We start from the raw sequence: 17,677 nt of genomic DNA, 5'->3' as shown, positions 1-17,677 counted from the left end.
TCGCTCAGAAGGGTGCGGTGCCGGTGTCGATGTCTCGCGGGGGTGCGGCAGGGGTGAAGGCGACGGCCGGGGTGGGTGCGTCTTCGCGGTAGATCCTGCCGAGGGGTGAGGTCCATTCGAGGACGCCACCCTTGAGTTGTCGGACCCTCCAGGCGGTGAACTGCTTCATCGAGTGGTGCCGTTGGCAGAGATGGGCGAGGTTCGATGTCTTCGTCGCGCCGCCGAGCACCGCGTCGTGGGTGTGGTCCACTTCGCAGCGGATCGCCGCGGTGCGGCATCCGGGGAATCGGCAGTGCTGATCGCGAGCTTGCAGGTACCGGCGCATCGCCGACGGCACCCGATACGAGTCCACGGCGAGCACGGTCCCCGTGATCGGGTCGGTGACGAGTCGTTCCCAGGTCGGCGTCGACCCGGCGAGCAGCCGTGCGGTCGCGGGGTCGATGGGGGAGCGCCCGACGAGGTCGCACGCTTCGTCCGCACCCGCGAGCGCCAGGGCGGGGATGACGACCTGCACTCGTGCCCGGATCGCACCGAGCGGACCCGCGGTCGTGTCGCGGGTGTCGTCGAGCGCGGGCGTGCCCGCGAGCAGGAGGTCGGCGAACACATCGGCACGGACCTGGTCGGTGGAACGGGTGTCGGTGCCGATGACGTCGCCATCTGCCCGCTCACCACGGGTGTCGATGATCGCGCGCGCCATCTGGGTGAGCCGGTCGTGTACCCCTTCGACGATCGCCGTCGGGAGCGTCGCGACCAGGTCGGACATCCCGTCCCGCCCGGGCACTACCCGCACACCGCGCCCTGACGCGGCCTCCGCGTGCCGTTCGGTGAACGATCGCGGGTGCATCCGCTGGGCGAGGATCTCGAGTTCGGCGCGCACCCGGTTCGGGGTGTCCCGCTCGCACCGGGCGATCGCCGCGACTTCAAACTCGGCTCGCAGCTCCGGCGGAACGACCGACCCGGTCTCCACGATCACGAGGACGTGACCGCGGGTGATCGCACCGGACTCCCACGCCGCCAACGCGCCCGGGAAGTCCTCGACGATCGCGCGGGCATCGCTGATCCGGCGTTGCACGGTCCGGTCGGCGACCCGCATCACGCCGCCGAGTTCCGCCGCGATCGAGCGGAGGATCATGTCGTGCTCCCGCACCCGACCCGGCGACCCGGCCGCCTGGCTCTCCGCGAGCCGGCCCGCCGCAGCGAGAACCCGAAGTTCACGGACCTGCGCCGCCGCGACCTGTCGCCCGGCGGATTCGACCTCATGCACGAACCCGGCCAAGGACGCGAGGAACGCGTCCGATCCGGGAGTCTCCGCCGTGTGGGTCATACCCTCATTCTGGTGAGGGCCTCCGACATTCCCACCCGCGTTGTCGCCACTTCAACCCCAGGCCAGATGAGAGAATTCTCACCCGTGGCATCCTCTCGACCTCCGCGGGAAGACAGCGCGTGCGACCGTCGAGCGGAGCGTCAGAAACACGATTGAGACCCAGATGTAACCGCTACGGCGGGAACGGCGGGGTAGCGTCGGGCGCATCCCCTCGGCAGGCGTACAGTCGCGCCCGCCGACGAGCCTTACGGAAGGTGCACAGCACATGCTCTCCACTCACAGAAAGCGGGTGGTCGCGAGCGTCGCGACGCTCGCAATCGGTGCGCTCGCGCTCAGCGCGTGCGGCAGCCAGCGTGGTGGCGGCGACGACAACGCCGCCCCCGACGACGTCGACGGGACGTTCGTCTTCGCCGCGTCGGCCGACCCCGCCAGCCTCGACCCGGCATTCGCCCAGGACGGCGAGACCTTCCGCGTCTCGCGTCAGATCTTCGAGGGCCTCGTCGGAACCGAGCCCGGAACCGCCGACCCCGCACCGCTCCTCGCGGAATCGTGGGAGTCCAGCGAGGACGGTCTCACGCACACCTTCACCCTGAAGGAAGGCGTGACCTTCCACGACGGCACGCCGTTCAACGCCGAGGCCGTCTGCGCGAACTTCGACCGGTGGTTCAACTGGGAGGGCCTGGCCGCCAGCGAGGCGCTCGGCTACTACTACAACAAGCTCTTCAAGGGCTACGCGTCGAACGCCGCTGACGCCGTCTACAAGTCGTGCGCCGCCGACGGCGACGCCACGGCGACCATCACCCTCAACAAGCCGTTCGCCGGGTTCATCCCCGCGCTCTCGCTCCCCGCCTTCGCGATGCAGTCGCCGACGGCGCTCGAGGAGTACGCGGCCGACGAGGTCGGCGGCACCGCCGAAGCCCCGACCCTCAGCGAGTACGCGACCGCCCACCCGGTGGGCACCGGTCCGTACGAGTTCTCGGAGTGGGCCCCGGGCGAGCAGCTCACGCTCACCGCGTACGACGACTACTGGGGCGAGGCGGGACAGATCGACGAGATCATCTTCCGCGTGATCGACGACCCGACCGCCCGTCGCCAGGCACTCGAAGCCGGCTCCATCGACGGGTACGACCTCGTCGGGCCCGCCGACACGGCCGCGCTCGAGGAGGACGGCTTCACGATGGTCTCCCGTCCCCCGTTCACGATCCTCTACCTCGCCTTCAACCAGGCGATCGAAGAGCTCCAGGACCCGACCGTGCGCGAGGCGCTCTCGTACGCGATCGATAAGGACGCGCTCATCTCCCAGGTCCTCCCCGAGGGCACCGAGAAGGCGACGCAGTTCATCCCCGACAGTGTCAACGGATACAACCCCGACGTCACCACGTACGACTACGACCCCGAGAAGGCCAAGCAGCTCCTCGCCGAGGCCGGGTACGACGAGTCGAACCCGCTGACGCTCGAGTTCAACTACCCGGCGGACGTCTCGCGCCCCTACATGCCGGACCCGGAGCAGATCTTCACCGTGCTGTCGAAGCAGCTCGAAGAAGTCGGCGTCGTCACCGAGCCCGTCACCGACACGTGGAACCCGGATTACCTCGAGAAGATCACGGCTACCGCCGATCACGGCATCCATCTGCTGGGATGGACCGGTGACTACAACGACACCGACAACTTCGTCGGCGTCTTCTTCGGCCAGAAGTCCTCGGAGTGGGGCTTCGACAACCCGGAGCTGTTCGCAGCCCTCGATGAGGCCCGCGGCATCCCCGACCTCGAAGAGCAGTCCACGCTGTACCAGGACATCAACGAGATGGTCGCGGAGTTCATCCCCGGCGTCCCGCTCGCTCACCCGGCCCCGACCCTGGCCTTCGACCCCCGTGTCGAGAGCTACCCGGCCAGCCCCGTGAACGACGAGGTCTTCAGCGAGATCGTCCTCACCGAGTAAGACGTACCAGGCGGCATCCGTCGCCTGACCGGTGCGGGGCGGGGGTCATCCCCGTCCCGCACCGCCCATCGAAAGCGACACTGTGCTCCGAACCATCGGCAAACGGCTCCTGCTGCTGATCCCCACCCTGCTCGGCATGAGCATCCTGCTGTTTTGGTGGGTCCGCTCACTCAAAGGCGGGCCAGCCGTCGCCCTCCTCGGCGAGAAGGCGACCCCCGAGGCCATCGCCCGGGTCAACGAGCTCTACGGATTCGACCGACCCATCGTGGAGCAGTACTTCACGTGGATCGGGCGCCTCCTCACCGGCGACTTCGGCAACTCGATCCAGACCGGGCGACCGGTGCTCGAAGAATTCCTGCGCCGCTTCCCCGCGACGATCGAGCTCTCGGTCGCGGCGCTCATCATCGCGGTGGGCGTCGGCGTGCCCCTCGGGTACTGGGCAGCGCGACGGCACGGCAAGGTCGCCGATCACGCCGCCGTCGTCTTCAGCCTCATCGGCATCACCATCCCGGTCTTCTTCCTGGCGTTCATCCTGAAGTACTTCTTCGCCGTCCAGCTGGGATGGCTGCCGTCCGATGGCCGCCAGAACCCTCGCATCGACGCGACCCACTACACGAATTTCTACGTGCTCGACGGCCTGATCACCGGCGAATTCGATGCCGCGTGGGACGCGATCCTGCACCTCGTCCTGCCCGCCCTCGCCCTCGGCACGATCCCGCTCGCGATCATCGTGCGCATCACCCGCGCGTCGGTCCTCGAGGTGCAGAACGCCGACTACGTCCGCACCGGAAAGGCCAAGGGCATCCCGGGCGCGCTCCTGCGGAACCGCTTCATCCTCCGGAACTCGATGCTCCCTGTGGTGACGACCATCGGCCTGCAGGCGGGGCTCCTGCTCTCGGGCGCGATCCTCACCGAAACGGTCTTCGCCTTCCCGGGCATCGGCTCGTTCCTCGCGAGCGCCATCTTCAACCGCGACTTCCCGGTCCTCCAGGGGTTCATCATCTTCATCGCGATCGCGTACGCACTGATCAACCTGATCGTCGACGTCTCTTACAGCCTGATCGACCCGAGAGTGAGGGTCTCATGAGCGCCGTCCTTCCCCCCGCTGCCGACGGCAGCGCCGCCTCACAGGCGGGAGTCGACCTCGCCCCCGCCGCCGGCGGAGCTCCGCGCGGTGGCTTCTGGCACGACGTCTTCCGCCGCCTGCGCCGCAACCCGACCGCCTGGATCGGGGCCGTCATCGTGTTGCTGTTCGTGCTGGTCTCGCTGCTCGCGCCGCTCCTGGCGCCGTACGCCGAGACCGCCCTGCCGGGTGCGCGCCAGATCACACCCACCTCCATCCCGGGCCCCGGCGAAGTCGACGGGTTCCCCCTCGGACTCGACCGCTTCGGCGGCGACGTGCTCTCCAAGCTCATCTGGGGCGCGCAGTCGTCGCTCCTCATCGGTGTCGTCTCCACGGCGTACGGACTCATCGGCGGGATGCTGCTGGGCCTCATCGCCGGCACCTTCGGCGGCTGGGTCGACAACCTCATCATGCGACTCGTCGACATCCTGCTCTCGGTGCCGAGCCTGCTCCTCGCCGTCTCGATCGCGGCCATCCTCGGCCAGAACCAGAACTCGGTCATGATCGCGATCGGTGTCGCGCAGGTGCCGATCTTCGCGCGCCTGCTCCGCGCCTCGATGCTCCAGCAGCGCTCGGCGGACTACGTCCTCTCGGCGCAGACCCTGGGCCTCGGCCGCGGCCGCATCACGATGAGCCACGTCCTCCCCAACGCGGTGGGCCCGGTGATCGTGCAGGGAACCCTCTCCCTCGCGACCGCCGTCATCGACGCCGCAGCCCTGTCGTTCCTCGGCCTCGGCGGTGGACGGCCGGAAACCGCGGAATGGGGGCGCATGCTCACCTACGCGCAGGCCGAACTCGCGATCGCCCCGTGGCTCGCGTTCCTCCCCGGCATCTGCATCGCCGTCACCGCGCTCGGGTTCACACTGCTGGGTGAGGCGCTGCGTGAGGCCATGGATCCGCGGACGCGCGGGCGCTGATCCCTGGCGGCTGGTACCGCTCCGCGATCCCGCCGCGGTTGACGCCGCTTCGCGATCCCGGCGCGGTTGACGCCGCTTCGCGATCCCGGCGGGTCGGACAACAGGGCCCCTACCCCGACTGTCCGTCCCACCGGGATCGCTTCGCTGCCCGGACGGGCGATTGTCTGCGGGGCGCGTTCGCCGTGCGAGAGGAAGCGTCGTCAGACGGCGATGTCGAGTTCGTTGCCGGGGATCGAGGCGAGCAGGTTGCGCGTGTAGGGGTCGCGGGGGTTCGTGAAGATCTCTTCGCTGGATGCCGCTTCGACCAGCTGCCCGTCCTTCATGACGCACACGTAGTCGCTGATCAGCCGCACGACGGCGAGGTCGTGCGAGATGAAGAGGTAGCTGAGGCCGTACTCGTTCTGCAGGTCGCGGAGCAGCGTGAGGATCTGGTCCTGCACGAGCACGTCGAGCGCGGAGACCGGCTCGTCGCAGACGATCAGCTCGGGCGACAGGGCGAGCGCACGGGCGATCGCAACGCGCTGACGCTGCCCACCCGACAGCTCTGACGGGTATCGGCGGAGCGTCGACTCCGGCAGGGCCACATCGTCGAGGAGCTTCCGCACGCGCGCCGCACGCTCCTTCGCCGAACCGCGCTTGTAGAACTCGAGCGGCTCCGCGATGATCCGCTCGATCGTGAACATCGGATTCAGCGACGAGTACGGGTCCTGGAAGATCGGCTGCACCTTCTGGCGGAACTCGCGCAGCTCCCGCCCCTTCAGCGAAGCCACATCGACCCCGTCGAAGCGGATGATGCCGTTCGTCGGCTCGACGACCTTCAGCATCATGCGAGCGGTGGTCGTCTTGCCCGACCCCGACTCGCCCACGATGGCGACCGTCCGGCCGCGGGGAATCGCGAAGGAGACGTCCTTGACGGCAGCGAAGTCATCCTTCTGCCCGCGCACCTTGTAGAGCTTGGTGAGGTCTTCGACCTCGACGATGTTGTCGCGGGCGGATGCCGCGGGCGCCGAAGTCGCGGCATCCCCCGCCGAGGAGGGGGCGGCGAACGCCTCGGGGCGCAGTCGCGCGACCGCGACGGACGGCGCGGCCTGCACCAGCGACTGCGTGTACGGATGCTGCGGGCTCTCGAGGATCTGGCGGGCCGGTCCCTGCTCGACGATCCGTCCGCGGTGCATCACCACCACCCGCGACGCGCGCTCGGCGGCGAGACCGAGGTCGTGGGTGATCAGCAGCACCGACGTGCCGAGCTCGGTGGTCATGCGGCCGAGCTGGTCGAGGATCGTCTTCTGCACGGTCACGTCGAGCGCGCTCGTCGGCTCGTCGGCGATGAGCAGGCGCGGGTTGCACGCGAGGCCGATCGCGATGAGCGCGCGCTGGCGCATGCCGCCCGAGAACTCGTGCGGGTACTGCTTCGCCCGGTCCGCGGCATTCGGCAGACCCGCGGCGGCGAGGGTCTCGACGACCTTCTCGTCGACGTCCTTCTTCGTGGCGAGCCCGTGCGCGAGGAGGGTTTCGGCGACCTGGGTGCCGATCTTCGACGTCGGGTTGAGATTCGACATCGGGTCCTGCGGGACGAGGCCGATCTCGGCGCCGCGAACCGACCGCATCGTCGCCTCGGACGCTCCCACGAGCTCCTGGCCGTCCAGCCGGATGCTGCCCGCCGACACGCGACCGTTCCCGGCGAGGAGGCCGATGATGGCCATCGCCGTGGTCGACTTGCCCGACCCCGACTCGCCGACGATCGCGACGGTCTCGCCGGCGGCGATGTCGAGGTCGACGCCCTCGACGGCGTGAACCGTCCCGTCAATGGTCTCGAAGTCGACCGCCATGTCGCGGACCTGGAGGAGGGGGGCGCCGGCGCCGGGGGTCGTCTCGAGGGGCATGGGTTCCATCCTGCCCCGTGGCATCCGTTCCCGCACCGATTGGCGCGGGGCTTTACGGACTCGTAACGCCGCGATCAGCCGTCGCGGCGTGCACCGTCGGCGGGCTGCACCGTGAACACGTGCGGTTCGGCGTGACCTGCCGCGGCGAATGCCGCCACGACGGCCGCACCGACGCGCTCGACGTCGCCCCGCTCGACGAGGGCGATCGCCGCGCCACCGAACCCGCCGCCGGTCATGCGGGCGCCGAGTGCGCCGTGCGCCAGGGCGGTCTCGACGGCGAGGTCGAGTTCGGGGACCGAGATCTCGAAGTCGTCGCGCATCGATTCGTGCGACGCGTAGAGCAGGTCGCCGATCGCACGGGGGCCCTTCTCGCGGAGAGTGGCCACCGTGTCGAGGACGCGCTGGTTCTCGGTGACGATGTGGCGCACCCGCCGGTAGGTCACCTCGTCGACGAGCTCCGCCACGCGGGGCAGCTGATCGATCGTCACATCGCGCAGCGCGGGCACCCCCATCGCCGCCGCGCCGCGCTCGCACGCCGCGCGACGCTCGCCGTAGCCTCCGGTCGAGTGCGCGTGCGAGACGCGTGTGTCCATCACGAGGAGTTCGAGGCCCGCCCGGGTGAAGCCGAGGTCGATCACCTCGGCCTCGAGGCTGCGGCAGTCGAGGAAGGTGCCAGCGTCGGGCCGGCCCAGCATCGACGCCATCTGGTCCATGATTCCCGTCGGGGCGCCGACCGCCTCGTTCTCGGCGGTGCGTCCGGCGCGGGCGAGCGCCACCCGGTCGAGGCCGAGGCCCCACACGTCGTTCAGCGCGGAGGCCGTCGATCCCTCGATGGCCGCCGAAGACGAGAGCCCGGCACCGACGGGGACGTCGGAGGCGAACGCGAGGTCGACCCCGCTGACGGATGCCGCATCGACTCCGGCTGCGGTCAGCAGCGCCCACGCGACGCCGAGCGGGTATCGGGCCCACTCGACGATCTCGTCGCGGCGGGCGGGGAACAGGGCGTCGAGGTCTTCGAGGGCGACCTCGACGGGCACCGGGTCGAAAGTGGAGACGACCCGGATGCGCGCGTCGCCGCGGCGCCCGAGGGCGACGGAGGTGCGATGCGGGATCGCGAAGGGGAGCACGAATCCGTCGTTGTAGTCGGTGTGCTCACCGATGAGGTTCACGCGGCCCGGAGCCGACCAGAGGCCGAGCGGCTCGTCGCCGTTCAGGGAGGAGAAGAGGGCGTAGGCCTCGCCGGCAGCGGTCACAGCGTGATTCCTTCGATTGCAGTGCGGAGGCGTGCCGCGGCATCCTCCGGGGGGATGTCGCCGATCCAGGCGCCCATGGCGGCCTCGGATCCGGCGAGGAACTTGAGCTTGTCGACGGCGCGACGGGGGCTCGTGAGCTGGAGGCTCAGACGCACGGTGTCGCGTCCGACGCTGACGGGGGCCTGGTGCCACGCGGCGATGTAGGGCGTCGGCGTGCCGTAGAGCGCGTCGAGGCCGCGCAGCAGTCGCAGGTAGAGGGGCGCGAGTTCGTCCTTCTCAGCGTCGTCGAGCGCCGCGAAATCGGGCACGTGGCGGTGCGGCAGCATGTGGATCTCGATAGGCCACCGGGCCGCGAAGGGGACGAAAGCGGTCCAGTGCTCGCCGCGCAGCAGCACGCGCGGGCCAGCCTGCTCGAACTCGAGGATCCGCTGGAACATGTCGGGCGCCGTGCGGTCGATGGAGTCGAGCAGGCGTGTGGTGCGCGGGGTGACGTACGGGTACGCGTAGATCTGGCCGTGGGGGTGCTGGAGGGTCACGCCGATGGCTTCGCCGCGGTTCTCGAAGGGGAAGACCTGCTCGATTCCCGGGAGCGCCGACAAGGCGGCGGTGCGGTCTGCCCACGCCTCTATGACGGTGCGCGCGCGGGTGACGGTCTGCGTGCCGAACGACCCGGTGCGCTCGGGGGAGAAGCAGACGACCTCGGTGCGCCCGACGCTCGTGCGGGTGCGGCCGAGCCCCAGGTGGGCGAGGTCATCCAAGCCGCGCGGAGGGTCGACTGCTGCGGGGGCGTCCTCGGTCGCGTCGGCGAGGGCCGGTCCGAAGGAGGGCGACTTGTTCTCGAAGACGGCGACGTCGTAGACCGAGGGGATCTCCGAGGGGTTGGTGCTCGTCTGCGGCGCGAGCGGATCGAGCTCGGCGGGCGGCAGGAAGGCGCGGTTCTGTCGGGCTGCGGCGATCGACACCCAGTCGCCGGTGAGGATGTCCTGACGCATCGTCGCGGTGTCGGGCCGCGGCGCCAGGTCGCGCGCGTCGATGGCGCGCTCGGGTCCGAGGGTCGTGCCGGGGTCGTCGAAGTAGATCAGCTCGCGACCGTCGGCGAGGCGGGTGCTGCGCTTCACGACGCCCGCGCCGAGCGCGGTGGTCGTCGCGGGGGTGGGCTGCGACTCCGGAGTGTTCACGTCAACACGCTAGCCGAGGCGCTGTGTTATCGTCAACATCACGCGGATCTCCCGAGTCGTGTCCGGGCCGCGCCGGGAGGATGCCGTGCAGCGACGCGTCTCGATGGCCGACGTGGCCGCGACAGCCGGCGTGTCCGGCCAGACCGTCTCGCGCGTCGTCAACGGCAGTCCGCGCGTCGACCCCGAGACCCGCGCCCGCGTCGAAACGGCGATGGCCGACCTCGGCTATCGCCCGCACCGCGCCGCGCGCGCCCTGCGCACCGGGCGCTCCGGCACGATCGGCGTGATCGTCGCCACCCTCGCGACGGTCGGGAACTCCCGGATGCTCGAGGCCGTGGCATCCGCCGCCGCGCAGCGTGAGCTCGCGGTGACCCTCATTTCGCTCGCGGAACGGGCCGACATCGCCGCCGCCTTCGATCGTCTGCACGACCTCGGTGTCGACGGGGCGATCGTCCTTAACGAGGCGACCGCCATCGCGCAGGGCGTGGTGCCGCCAGAGGGTCTCGCGCTCGTCGCGGTCGACTCGCCGGGAGGGTCGTTCGCGACGGTCCACTCCGACCACGCGGGCGGCGCCGAGGAGGCGACGCGACGGTTGCGGGACGCCGGTCGTCAGGCGATCGCCCACGTCGCCGGCCCCGAGGGATCGTTCGCCGCAGCCGAGCGTGAGCGCGGCTGGCGCGCAGCGCACGACGGGGCGCCGGCGCCGGAGCCCGTGCGCGGCGACTGGGGCGCGGCATCCGGTCATGCCGCCGGAGTCACCCTCGCTGCGCACGCCGACGTGGACGCCGTCTTCGCCGCGAACGACCAGATGGCGCTCGGTGTCCTCCGCGCGCTCGCCGAGGCCGGACGCGACGACGTCGCCGTGATCGGATTCGATGACGTGGCGGATGCCGCGGACTACCGCCCGCCGCTGACCACCGTCCGGCAGGACTTCGCGGCGCTGGGTGAGGCCGCCGTCGCCGCGCTCGCGGCGACGCTCGACGGCGCGCCGCCCACCCGGACGGTCGTCCCCACGACGCTCATCGCCCGCGCCTCCGGCTGACGCGCCCGCGCGCCCCCTCTCGCGAGCGCACCGCGTCTCGCGCGAGCGAGGCCCGTTCGCTGCGCTCGAGAGCGCCCCTCCGCGCCGACAGCGCCCGGTATTGCCGCGCAAGAGGCGACGCGCTCGGCACAAACCGGCGCATTCGCGACCGGGCAGCGCGCGGCGACAGTCAGCGCGCGGCAGCGCCAGCCAGCGCGCCGGTCAGCGCGCGGCGCGGCGGGCGTCCCAGCCGGTGCGGACCATCTCGTCGAGCGTGTAGCGCATCTTCCAGTCGAGGTCGCGGGCGGCGAGTTCGCCGGTGGCGACGATGCGGTCGGGATCGCCGGCGCGACGCGGCGCGATCTCGGGCGTGAAGTCGATCCCGGTCACGCGCGCGACGGCATCCATGATCTCCCGCACCGAGAGGCCGTTCTGCGAGCCCAGGTTGTACGCCGGCTCGACGGAGCGCCCGTCGGCAAGGCGCTGCGCGGCCACGACGTGGGCCGAGGCGATGTCGGCGACGTGCACGTAGTCGCGCACGTTGGTGCCGTCGGGGGTGTCGTAGTCGTCGCCGTTGATGCGCGGCGTCTTCCCCTCCAGCAGCATCTCGAACACGATCGGGAAGAGGTTGTGCGGGCTGGTGTCGTAGACCGTCGGGTCGCCCGAGCCGACGACGTTGAAGTAACGCAGCGACGTGTGACGCAGGGGAGTATCGGATGCCGCGGTCGCGACGCCCTGCGCGGCGATCAGCCATTCGCCGATCAGCTTCGACTCGCCGTAGGGCGAGGCGGGGCGCTTGGGGAGGTCCTCGGTGACGAGGGGCACGTCGGGGGTGCCGTAGACGGCGGCGCTCGAGGAGAACACGAGGTTCGAGACGCCGGCATCCGCCATCGCCGCCAGGACCACACGGGTGCCCTCGACGTTCTGTTCGTACGTGTGCAGGGGACGCTGCACCGAAACGCCCGCGTACTTGAAGCCGGCGACGTGGATGACGCCCTCGGCGTCGTGCTCGCGCAGGGTGTCGGTGACCAGCTGCTGGTCGAGGATCGTGCCACGCACGAAGGGGACACCCTCGGGAATGAACGACTCGTGGCCACTCGAGACGTCGTCCAGGACGACGGGGTTCAGCCCCGCCTCGGCGAGCGCGCGGACGATGTGTGCGCCGATGTATCCGGCGCCTCCGGTGACGAGCCAACTCATGGTCCCGAGCCTACTGGGGTGACGAGCACGCTCCCGACGGATGCCGCGCGGTCAGGACCCCAGCCCGCTCAGGACCCCAGCGCTCAGGACCCCAGCGCGGCGGCGACCACGGCCCGGGCCTGCTCCTGCACCTCGGCGAGGTGCTCGGGACCCTTGAGGCTCTCGGCGTAGAGCTTGTAGACGTCCTCCGTGCCCGACGGGCGTGCGGCGAACCACGCGAACTCGGTCTGCACCTTCAGGCCGCCGATCGCCGCGCCGTTGCCGGGCGCGTGCGACAGCTTCGCCGTCACGGGGTCGCCGGCCAGCTCGCTCGCCGACACGGCGTCGCCCGACAGCTTCGAGAGCGCGGCCTTCTGCTCCGCCGATGCCGGGGCGTCGACACGCTGGTAGGCGGAGGAGCCGTACTCGGCCTCGAGCTCCGCGTACCGCTGCGAGGGGGTCTTGCCGGTGACGGCGAGGATCTCGGCGGCCAGCAGGCACAGCAGGATGCCGTCCTTGTCGGTGGTCCACACGGTGCCGTTCTTGCGGAGGAACGACGCACCAGCGGATTCCTCGCCGCCGAACGCGACCGAACCGTCGATGAGGCCGGGCACGAACCACTTGAAGCCGACCGGCACCTCGACGAGGGTGCGCCCGAGCGACGATGCGACACGGTCGATGATCATCGACGAGACGAGGGTCTTGCCGATCGCGGCATCCGCGGGCCACCCCTCGCGATGGCGGTACAGGTAGTCGATCGCGACGGCGAGGAAGTGGTTCGGGTTCATGAGACCCGCGTCGGGCGTGACGATGCCGTGCCGGTCGGCGTCGGCGTCGTTGCCGGTGAGGATGTCGAACTCATCGCGCCGCGAGACGAGCGAGGCCATGGCCGACGGGGACGACGGATCCATGCGGATCTTCTCGTCCCAGTCGAGGGTCATGAACTTCCAGGTCGGGTCGACCTCGGGGTTCACGACGGTCAGGTCGAGGCCGTAGCGCTCGCCGATCAGCGCCCAGTACTCCACCGAGGCGCCGCCGAGGGGGTCGGCGCCGATGCGCACGCCCGCCCGCGCGATCGCCTCGACGTCGATGATCGAGGCCAGGTCGGCGACGTATCCCTCGCGGAAGTCATAGTCGCCGAGCGCATCGGCGTCGATGTCGGCGTGGCGGACGCGCTTCACGTCGGCGAGCCCGCCTTCGATGAGGGCATTCGCGCGTTCGGCGATCCAGCCGGTGGCGTCGGTGTCGGCGGGCCCGCCGTGCGGCGGGTTGTACTTGAAGCCGCCGTCGCGAGGCGGGTTGTGCGAGGGGGTGACGACGATGCCGTCGGCGCGGCCCGGGTCGCCCTCGGCGCGACCGTGGTTGTACGCGAGGATCGCGTGGCTGAGCGCGGGGGTCGGCACCCACGCGTCGCGCGAGTCGACGCGGACGTCGACGCCGTTCGCGACGAGCACCTCGATCGCGGTGCGCTCGGCCGGCAGGGACAGCCCGTGGGTGTCGCGTCCGAGGAACAGGGGACCGGTGATCCCCTGCGCGGCGCGGTACTCGACGATCGCCTGCGTGGTGGCGAGGATGTGGTCCTCGTTGAAGCTCGTGGACAGCGACGAGCCGCGGTGTCCGCTCGTGCCGAACGCGACGCGCTGCGCCGGGACTGCGGCATCCGGCTTGCGATCGTAATAGGCGGCGATCAGCTCGTCGACATCGATCAGGTCAGAGGATTCGGCTGGCTGTCCGGCGCGGCTCATGCACTCAGTCTGCCAGGTGGTGGCCCGCACGGGTCGTTCGTGTCGGAGCTCTTGCGGTGATCACCAGCGTGTGCTCAGCCGGGCGGCGGATGCCGCGATCGCTCAGCCTGCGAGATCCGCCGCCCGCGCGACCACCGCGTCGAGCACGGCGCGGAGCGCGGGGGAGTCCGCCTGGGTGCGTCGGTGCACGGCGAGGATGTCGCGCGTCGACGCGGGCGCGACGGTGGGGATCGCGACGAGGTCGGGGCCGAGCTCGCCTCGCCCGAGCCGGGGGACGAGGGCGACGGCGACGCCGGCACGGGCGAGTTCGAGGTGGTTCTCGAACTCCATCGACTCGTGCACGATGCGCGGCGCTCCGGACACCCCGTCGAAGAGGCGGCGCAGCCATTGCCGGCAGATCGTCGCGTCGAACGTCGCGACCCACCGCTCGTCGCCGAGGTCTTCGGGGCGGAGCTCGGCGCGGCCCGCGAGCGGGTGGCTCCGGTGGAGGATCACGTCGGCCACGTCGGTGAACAGCGGCGTCGCGACGAGCGGTTCCGGCAGCGACAGCGCGACGCCGCCCCACTGGTGCACGATGCCGAGGTCGCGCTGGCCGGATGCGACGAGCGCGACCGTCTCCCACGGCTCGCTCTCGCGCAGCGGCAGGCGGAGGTCGGGGTGGGCGTCGGCGAGCTCGGCGAGCAGGGGAACGAGCATGCCGCGGACGACGGTCGAGAACGCGGCGAGCCGCACCTCGCCGGAGAGGCTCCCGTGCGCCTCGCCGGGTGCCTGCAGGTCTGCGCGAACGCGCTCCAGGTCGGCGAGGATCGGCGTCGACGCGACCACGAGCCGCGTGGCGGCCTCGGTGAGGACGACGCCGCGCCCGGCGCGTTCGAGGAGCGCGACCCCGATGTCGCGCTCAAGGCGTTTGACCTGCTGCGAGACCGCCGAGGGCGTGTATCCCAGGACGGATGCCGCAGCCGCGACGGATCCGCTGGTCGCGATGGTCCGCAGTGAGACGACCGCCTCGAGATCGATCATGCAGAGATGCTACCGAATCCAGCGCAGAAAGCATTGCTTGTGCTTCATTGTTAGACGGGATGGACTGACGCTGTGACCCGCCGAGACATGCTCCTCGCCGCCGCCGTGGCATCCCTGTGGGGATTCAACTTCGTCGTGATCGACTGGGGGATGGCGGGGATCCCGCCCCTCCTGTTCGTCGCGATCCGCTTTGCCGTGGTGTCGCTCGCGGTGCTGTTCGTCCCGCGGCCCCAAACCGGGTGGCGCGCGGTCGTCGGGGTGGGCCTGTTCATGAGCCTCGGCCAGTTCGGGCTGCTCTACACCTCGATGGCGCTCGGACTCAGCCCGGGGCTCGCCGCGCTGCTGCTGCAGGCGCAGGCGGTGCTCACGATCGTCATCGCCGCGTGCGCGCTTCGCGAACGTCCTACACCGCCGCAGGTCGTCGGCGTGGGGCTCGGCGTCGTCGGCCTCGCGATCGTCGCCTTCGGCCGCGGCGGTGACGCGCCCGCGATCGCCGTCGTCCTCTGCCTCGGCGGCGCACTGTCGTGGGCGATCGGCAACGTGATCGCGCGCCGGGCGGGAACGGTTCGCGGGGCCGGGCGGCTCGGATCGCTCTCCCTGACGGTCTGGTCGGCGCTCGTCGTGCCGGTTCCGGCGCTCGCGCTCTCGTTCGCGATCGAGGGCCCCGACCGGATCGGCTCGGGTCTCGCGGCCTTCGGGTGGTCCGCGACGCTGTCCACCCTGTATACGGCGGTGCTGTGCACGATCGTCGGCTACGCGATCTTCAACGAACTGCTCGGGCGCAACCCCTCAGCGGCGGTCGTTCCGTGGATACTCCTCGCACCGATCGTCGCGATGGCCTCGGCCGCCGTGCTGCTGGGCGAGGTGCCCACAGCGGCCGAATCTATCGGGGGAGTGATCCTCGTCGTGGGTGTGCTCGTCACCGGCATCCGTCCGCGTCCCGCGCCGCCGACGGCACGGATCGAGCGGGAGAGGCAGGCCACTAGGCTGTCCGCGTGACACCCGAGTCCCCCGCCGCCGACGTCGATGCTGCGCCCGTCCGGCGCACGTACAGCTTCCTCGGACCCGCCGGCACCTTCACAGAGGCGGCCCTCGCGCAGGTCCCCGAAGCCCGCGACCAGAACTGGCGCCCCGTCCGCAACGTCGGCGAAGCGCTCGCCGACGTCGTCGAGGGGCGATCGGATGCCGCCATGATCGCGATCGAGAACTCCGTCGACGGCGGCGTCTCGACGACCCAGGACGCCCTCGCGACCGTCCCCGGGCTGCGCATCGTCGGCGAGTACCTCGTCCCCGTCGAGTTCGTGCTCGTCGCGAATCGCGGCGTGCGGCTCGAAGACGTCTCGGTGATCGCCGCGCACCCCGTCGCCTACGCCCAATGCCTCGCGTGGCTCTCCGCGCAGCTGCCCGAGCACTCGCACATCCCGGCCACGAGCAACGTCGCCGCGGCCGTCGGGATCGTCGAAGGCGCGATCAACGCCGACGCGGCGATCGCGCCTCCCGGCATCCTGAAGCTCCACGACCTCGACCTGCTCGCCGAGAAGATCGGTGACAACCCTCATGCGGTCACCCGCTTCGTGCTCGTGAGCCGCACGGTCGCGCCGCCCGCCCCGACAGGCGCGGACAAGACGTCGCTGATCGTCGAACTCCCCGAGGACCACCCGGGCGCGCTGCTCGAACTGCTCGAGCAGTTCGCCACCCGCGGGATCAACCTGTCGCTTCTGGCCTCACGTCCGATCGGCGACGCCCTGGGCCGGTACCGGTTCGTCATCGATGCCGACGGTCACATCGAGGACGAGCGGATGGCCGACGCGCTGCTGGGGCTCCGCCGGTTCTCGCCGCGCGTGCTCTACCTCGGCTCTTACCCGCGCGCCGACCGCGCGATCGTCCGCTATCCCGACCGCTACTCCGACGACGTGTTCGTGGAGGCGCGGGACTGGCTGCGCGGATTGGTCTCGGGCGAGCCCGAGGCCTGACCACGCGCCTCGCCGGCCGCCGTCAGGCGGCCAGCAGCTCCAGCGTGCGGATCCGGGATGCCGCGGCATCCATCGGCTCGTCGTCGGTCGCGGCGGCGACCGGCGAGATCATGACCTCGTCCACGCCGTAGCGCGTCGCGAACTCGGCGAGACGGGTGCGGGTGTCGTCGGCGGTCCCCACGAATGAGCGCGAGAGCATTGTCTCGAGCACCGGCGCGGCGAGCCCGTCCACGGCTTCTGCAGCGGCGGCCTGCTCGACGGTCTCGAGGGCGACCAGCGGACGACCTCCCCGCAGCCGCGCCATCATGCGCGCCTGGGGGAGCATCTGCGCGCGGGCCTGCTCGTCGGTGTCGGCGACCACCGCGTTCGCGGTCAGGAAGGTGCGGGGAGCGGCCAGCGTTTCGGAGGGCTGGAACTGCGTACGGTACAGCTCGAGCGCGCGGTCCAGACCCTCGCCGGAGAAGTGGTTCGCGAAGACGTAGGGAAGCCCCATGCTCGCGGCCAGCTGCGCGGAGTAGTCGCTCGACCCGAGCAGCCACACTTCGGGCGCGGTCGTCGCCGCAGGGGTCGCGTGGACGTCGTAAGTTCCCCCCGAGGTGAACCGCAGCGACGCGCCTTCGGGGGAGACCAGCGAGTGGATGTCGCGGATGTGCTGGGGGAACCGCTCGACGTCGCTCGTCGTGCCCGACTGTCGCAGCAACTGCGTGATGACCGGATCGGACCCGGGCGCGCGACCGATGCCGAGGTCGATGCGACCCGGCGCCAGGGCCTCGAGAGCGGCGAACTGCTCCGCCACCACGAGCGGCGAGTGGTTGGGCAGCATCACGCCGCCCGAGCCGACCCGAATGCGGCGCGTGCGAGCGGCCGCGGCGGCGATGAGCACCGGCGGGGTGGTCGAGGCGACCGCGGGCATGTTGTGGTGCTCGGCGAACCAGTAGCGCCGGTAGCCAAGCTCATCGGCCCGCGCGGCCACCGCGAGAGACGCGGTCACCGCCTGCGCGCTGGTCTGTCCGGTGCGGACGGGGACGAGGTCGAGAACGGAGAGGGCCGGGGTCGCAGTGCTCATATCCTCCACTGCAACCCCGGCCCGGTGCGTCGCATTCCGCGCCGCACGGTCAGCTC

Annotated in this window: 14 protein-coding genes; 6 read left to right on the top strand and 8 right to left on the bottom strand. The window is 70.8% G+C overall.

Annotated features, from left to right (window positions below; all coding sequences use genetic code 11):
* Positions 1-4: 4 nt before the first annotated feature.
* The gene (locus BKA24_RS14980) at positions 5-1,324 is read right to left on the bottom strand and encodes an HNH endonuclease signature motif containing protein (RefSeq protein ID WP_184220041.1); all 1,320 of its coding nucleotides are present in this window, start codon (positions 1,322-1,324) and stop codon (positions 5-7) included.
* A gap of 265 nt (positions 1,325-1,589) precedes the next feature.
* Here BKA24_RS14980 and BKA24_RS14975 point away from each other — a divergent pair, with 265 nt between their 5' ends.
* From BKA24_RS14975 to BKA24_RS14965, 3 genes are all read left to right on the top strand, one after another.
* Positions 1,590-3,263 (top strand): ABC transporter substrate-binding protein, encoded by a 1,674-nt coding sequence (locus tag BKA24_RS14975; RefSeq protein WP_184220038.1) that lies wholly within the window; start codon positions 1,590-1,592, stop codon positions 3,261-3,263.
* Between the two features lie 82 nt (positions 3,264-3,345).
* Complete coding sequence (locus BKA24_RS14970; protein WP_184220035.1) at positions 3,346-4,350, top strand: ABC transporter permease subunit; 1,005 nt, start codon at positions 3,346-3,348, stop codon at positions 4,348-4,350.
* Positions 4,347-5,303: an ABC transporter permease gene (locus tag BKA24_RS14965; protein WP_184220031.1), complete on the top strand. Its 957-nt coding sequence runs from the start codon at positions 4,347-4,349 to the stop codon at positions 5,301-5,303. Before BKA24_RS14970 ends, BKA24_RS14965 begins: the two co-directional genes overlap by 4 nt.
* A 200-nt stretch (positions 5,304-5,503) precedes the next feature.
* Here the strand turns inward: BKA24_RS14965 and BKA24_RS14960 are convergent, their stop codons facing one another.
* The 3 genes from BKA24_RS14960 to galT all read right to left on the bottom strand — a co-directional run bounded on the left by BKA24_RS14960 (position 5,504) and on the right by galT (position 9,617).
* Positions 5,504-7,186 (bottom strand): ABC transporter ATP-binding protein, encoded by a 1,683-nt coding sequence (locus BKA24_RS14960; protein WP_184220027.1) that lies wholly within the window; start codon positions 7,184-7,186, stop codon positions 5,504-5,506.
* A 74-nt stretch (positions 7,187-7,260) separates the two neighbouring features.
* Entirely contained in the window at positions 7,261-8,439 is a 1,179-nt protein-coding gene (gene galK / locus BKA24_RS14955; protein WP_184220023.1) for a galactokinase, read from the bottom strand.
* Complete coding sequence (gene galT, locus BKA24_RS14950; protein ID WP_184220020.1) at positions 8,436-9,617, bottom strand: galactose-1-phosphate uridylyltransferase; 1,182 nt, start codon at positions 9,615-9,617, stop codon at positions 8,436-8,438. Before galT ends, galK begins: the two co-directional genes overlap by 4 nt.
* 103 nt (positions 9,618-9,720) lie before the next feature.
* Between galT and BKA24_RS14945 the strand changes: the two genes are divergently transcribed.
* Positions 9,721-10,659: a LacI family DNA-binding transcriptional regulator gene (locus tag BKA24_RS14945; protein WP_184220875.1), complete on the top strand. Its 939-nt coding sequence runs from the start codon at positions 9,721-9,723 to the stop codon at positions 10,657-10,659.
* A 201-nt stretch (positions 10,660-10,860) separates the two neighbouring features.
* On the opposite strand, the gene galE is transcribed toward BKA24_RS14945, so the two are convergent.
* From galE to BKA24_RS14930, 3 genes are all read right to left on the bottom strand, one after another.
* Positions 10,861-11,838: a UDP-glucose 4-epimerase GalE gene (gene galE, locus BKA24_RS14940; RefSeq protein WP_184220017.1), complete on the bottom strand. Its 978-nt coding sequence runs from the start codon at positions 11,836-11,838 to the stop codon at positions 10,861-10,863.
* Between the two features lie 83 nt (positions 11,839-11,921).
* Entirely contained in the window at positions 11,922-13,562 is a 1,641-nt protein-coding gene (gene pgm / locus BKA24_RS14935) for a phosphoglucomutase (alpha-D-glucose-1,6-bisphosphate-dependent) (RefSeq protein WP_184220014.1), read from the bottom strand.
* 102 nt (positions 13,563-13,664) lie between these two features.
* Complete coding sequence (locus tag BKA24_RS14930; RefSeq protein WP_184220011.1) at positions 13,665-14,582, bottom strand: LysR family transcriptional regulator; 918 nt, start codon at positions 14,580-14,582, stop codon at positions 13,665-13,667.
* Between the two features lie 72 nt (positions 14,583-14,654).
* On the opposite strand from BKA24_RS14930, the gene BKA24_RS14925 reads away from it, so the two are divergent.
* Together BKA24_RS14925 and pheA are read left to right on the top strand one after the other, a co-directional pair.
* A complete protein-coding gene (locus BKA24_RS14925) occupies positions 14,655-15,581 on the top strand; it encodes an EamA family transporter (protein ID WP_184220008.1) in 927 nt (308 codons plus the stop codon).
* Positions 15,578-16,555: a prephenate dehydratase gene (pheA, locus tag BKA24_RS14920; protein ID WP_184220005.1), complete on the top strand. Its 978-nt coding sequence runs from the start codon at positions 15,578-15,580 to the stop codon at positions 16,553-16,555. The genes BKA24_RS14925 and pheA overlap by 4 nt, the downstream gene beginning before the upstream one ends.
* Positions 16,556-16,577: 22 nt before the next feature.
* On the opposite strand, the gene BKA24_RS14915 is transcribed toward pheA, so the two are convergent.
* On the bottom strand, positions 16,578-17,621 hold the full coding sequence (locus tag BKA24_RS14915; protein WP_184220002.1) for an LLM class flavin-dependent oxidoreductase: 1,044 nt from the start codon (positions 17,619-17,621) through the stop codon (positions 16,578-16,580).
* Between the last annotated feature and the right edge of the window lie 56 nt (positions 17,622-17,677).

It is taken from the genome of Microbacterium marinum (assembly GCF_014204835.1).
GTDB lineage: Bacteria > Actinomycetota > Actinomycetes > Actinomycetales > Microbacteriaceae > Microbacterium > Microbacterium marinum.
The sequence above is the reverse complement of the archived record's forward strand: the minus strand, read 5'-3'. Positions and strand labels throughout refer to the sequence as shown.

Bases quoted from the DNA above. Each gene is read 5' to 3' on its own strand.
- BKA24_RS14945 (WP_184220875.1), top strand. From the start codon at position 9,721: ATGGCCGACGTGGCCGCGACAGCCGGCGTGTCCGGCCAGACCGTCTCG.
- BKA24_RS14930 (WP_184220011.1), bottom strand. From the start codon at position 14,582: ATGATCGATCTCGAGGCGGTCGTCTCACTGCGGACCATCGCGACCAGC.
- BKA24_RS14975 (WP_184220038.1), top strand. From the start codon at position 1,590: ATGCTCTCCACTCACAGAAAGCGGGTGGTCGCGAGCGTCGCGACGCTC.
- BKA24_RS14980 (WP_184220041.1), bottom strand. From the start codon at position 1,324: ATGACCCACACGGCGGAGACTCCCGGATCGGACGCGTTCCTCGCGTCC.
- galE (WP_184220017.1), bottom strand. From the start codon at position 11,838: ATGAGTTGGCTCGTCACCGGAGGCGCCGGATACATCGGCGCACACATC.
- BKA24_RS14915 (WP_184220002.1), bottom strand. From the start codon at position 17,621: ATGAGCACTGCGACCCCGGCCCTCTCCGTTCTCGACCTCGTCCCCGTC.
- BKA24_RS14960 (WP_184220027.1), bottom strand. From the start codon at position 7,186: ATGCCCCTCGAGACGACCCCCGGCGCCGGCGCCCCCCTCCTCCAGGTC.
- pgm (WP_184220014.1), bottom strand. From the start codon at position 13,562: ATGAGCCGCGCCGGACAGCCAGCCGAATCCTCTGACCTGATCGATGTC.
- BKA24_RS14965 (WP_184220031.1), top strand. From the start codon at position 4,347: ATGAGCGCCGTCCTTCCCCCCGCTGCCGACGGCAGCGCCGCCTCACAG.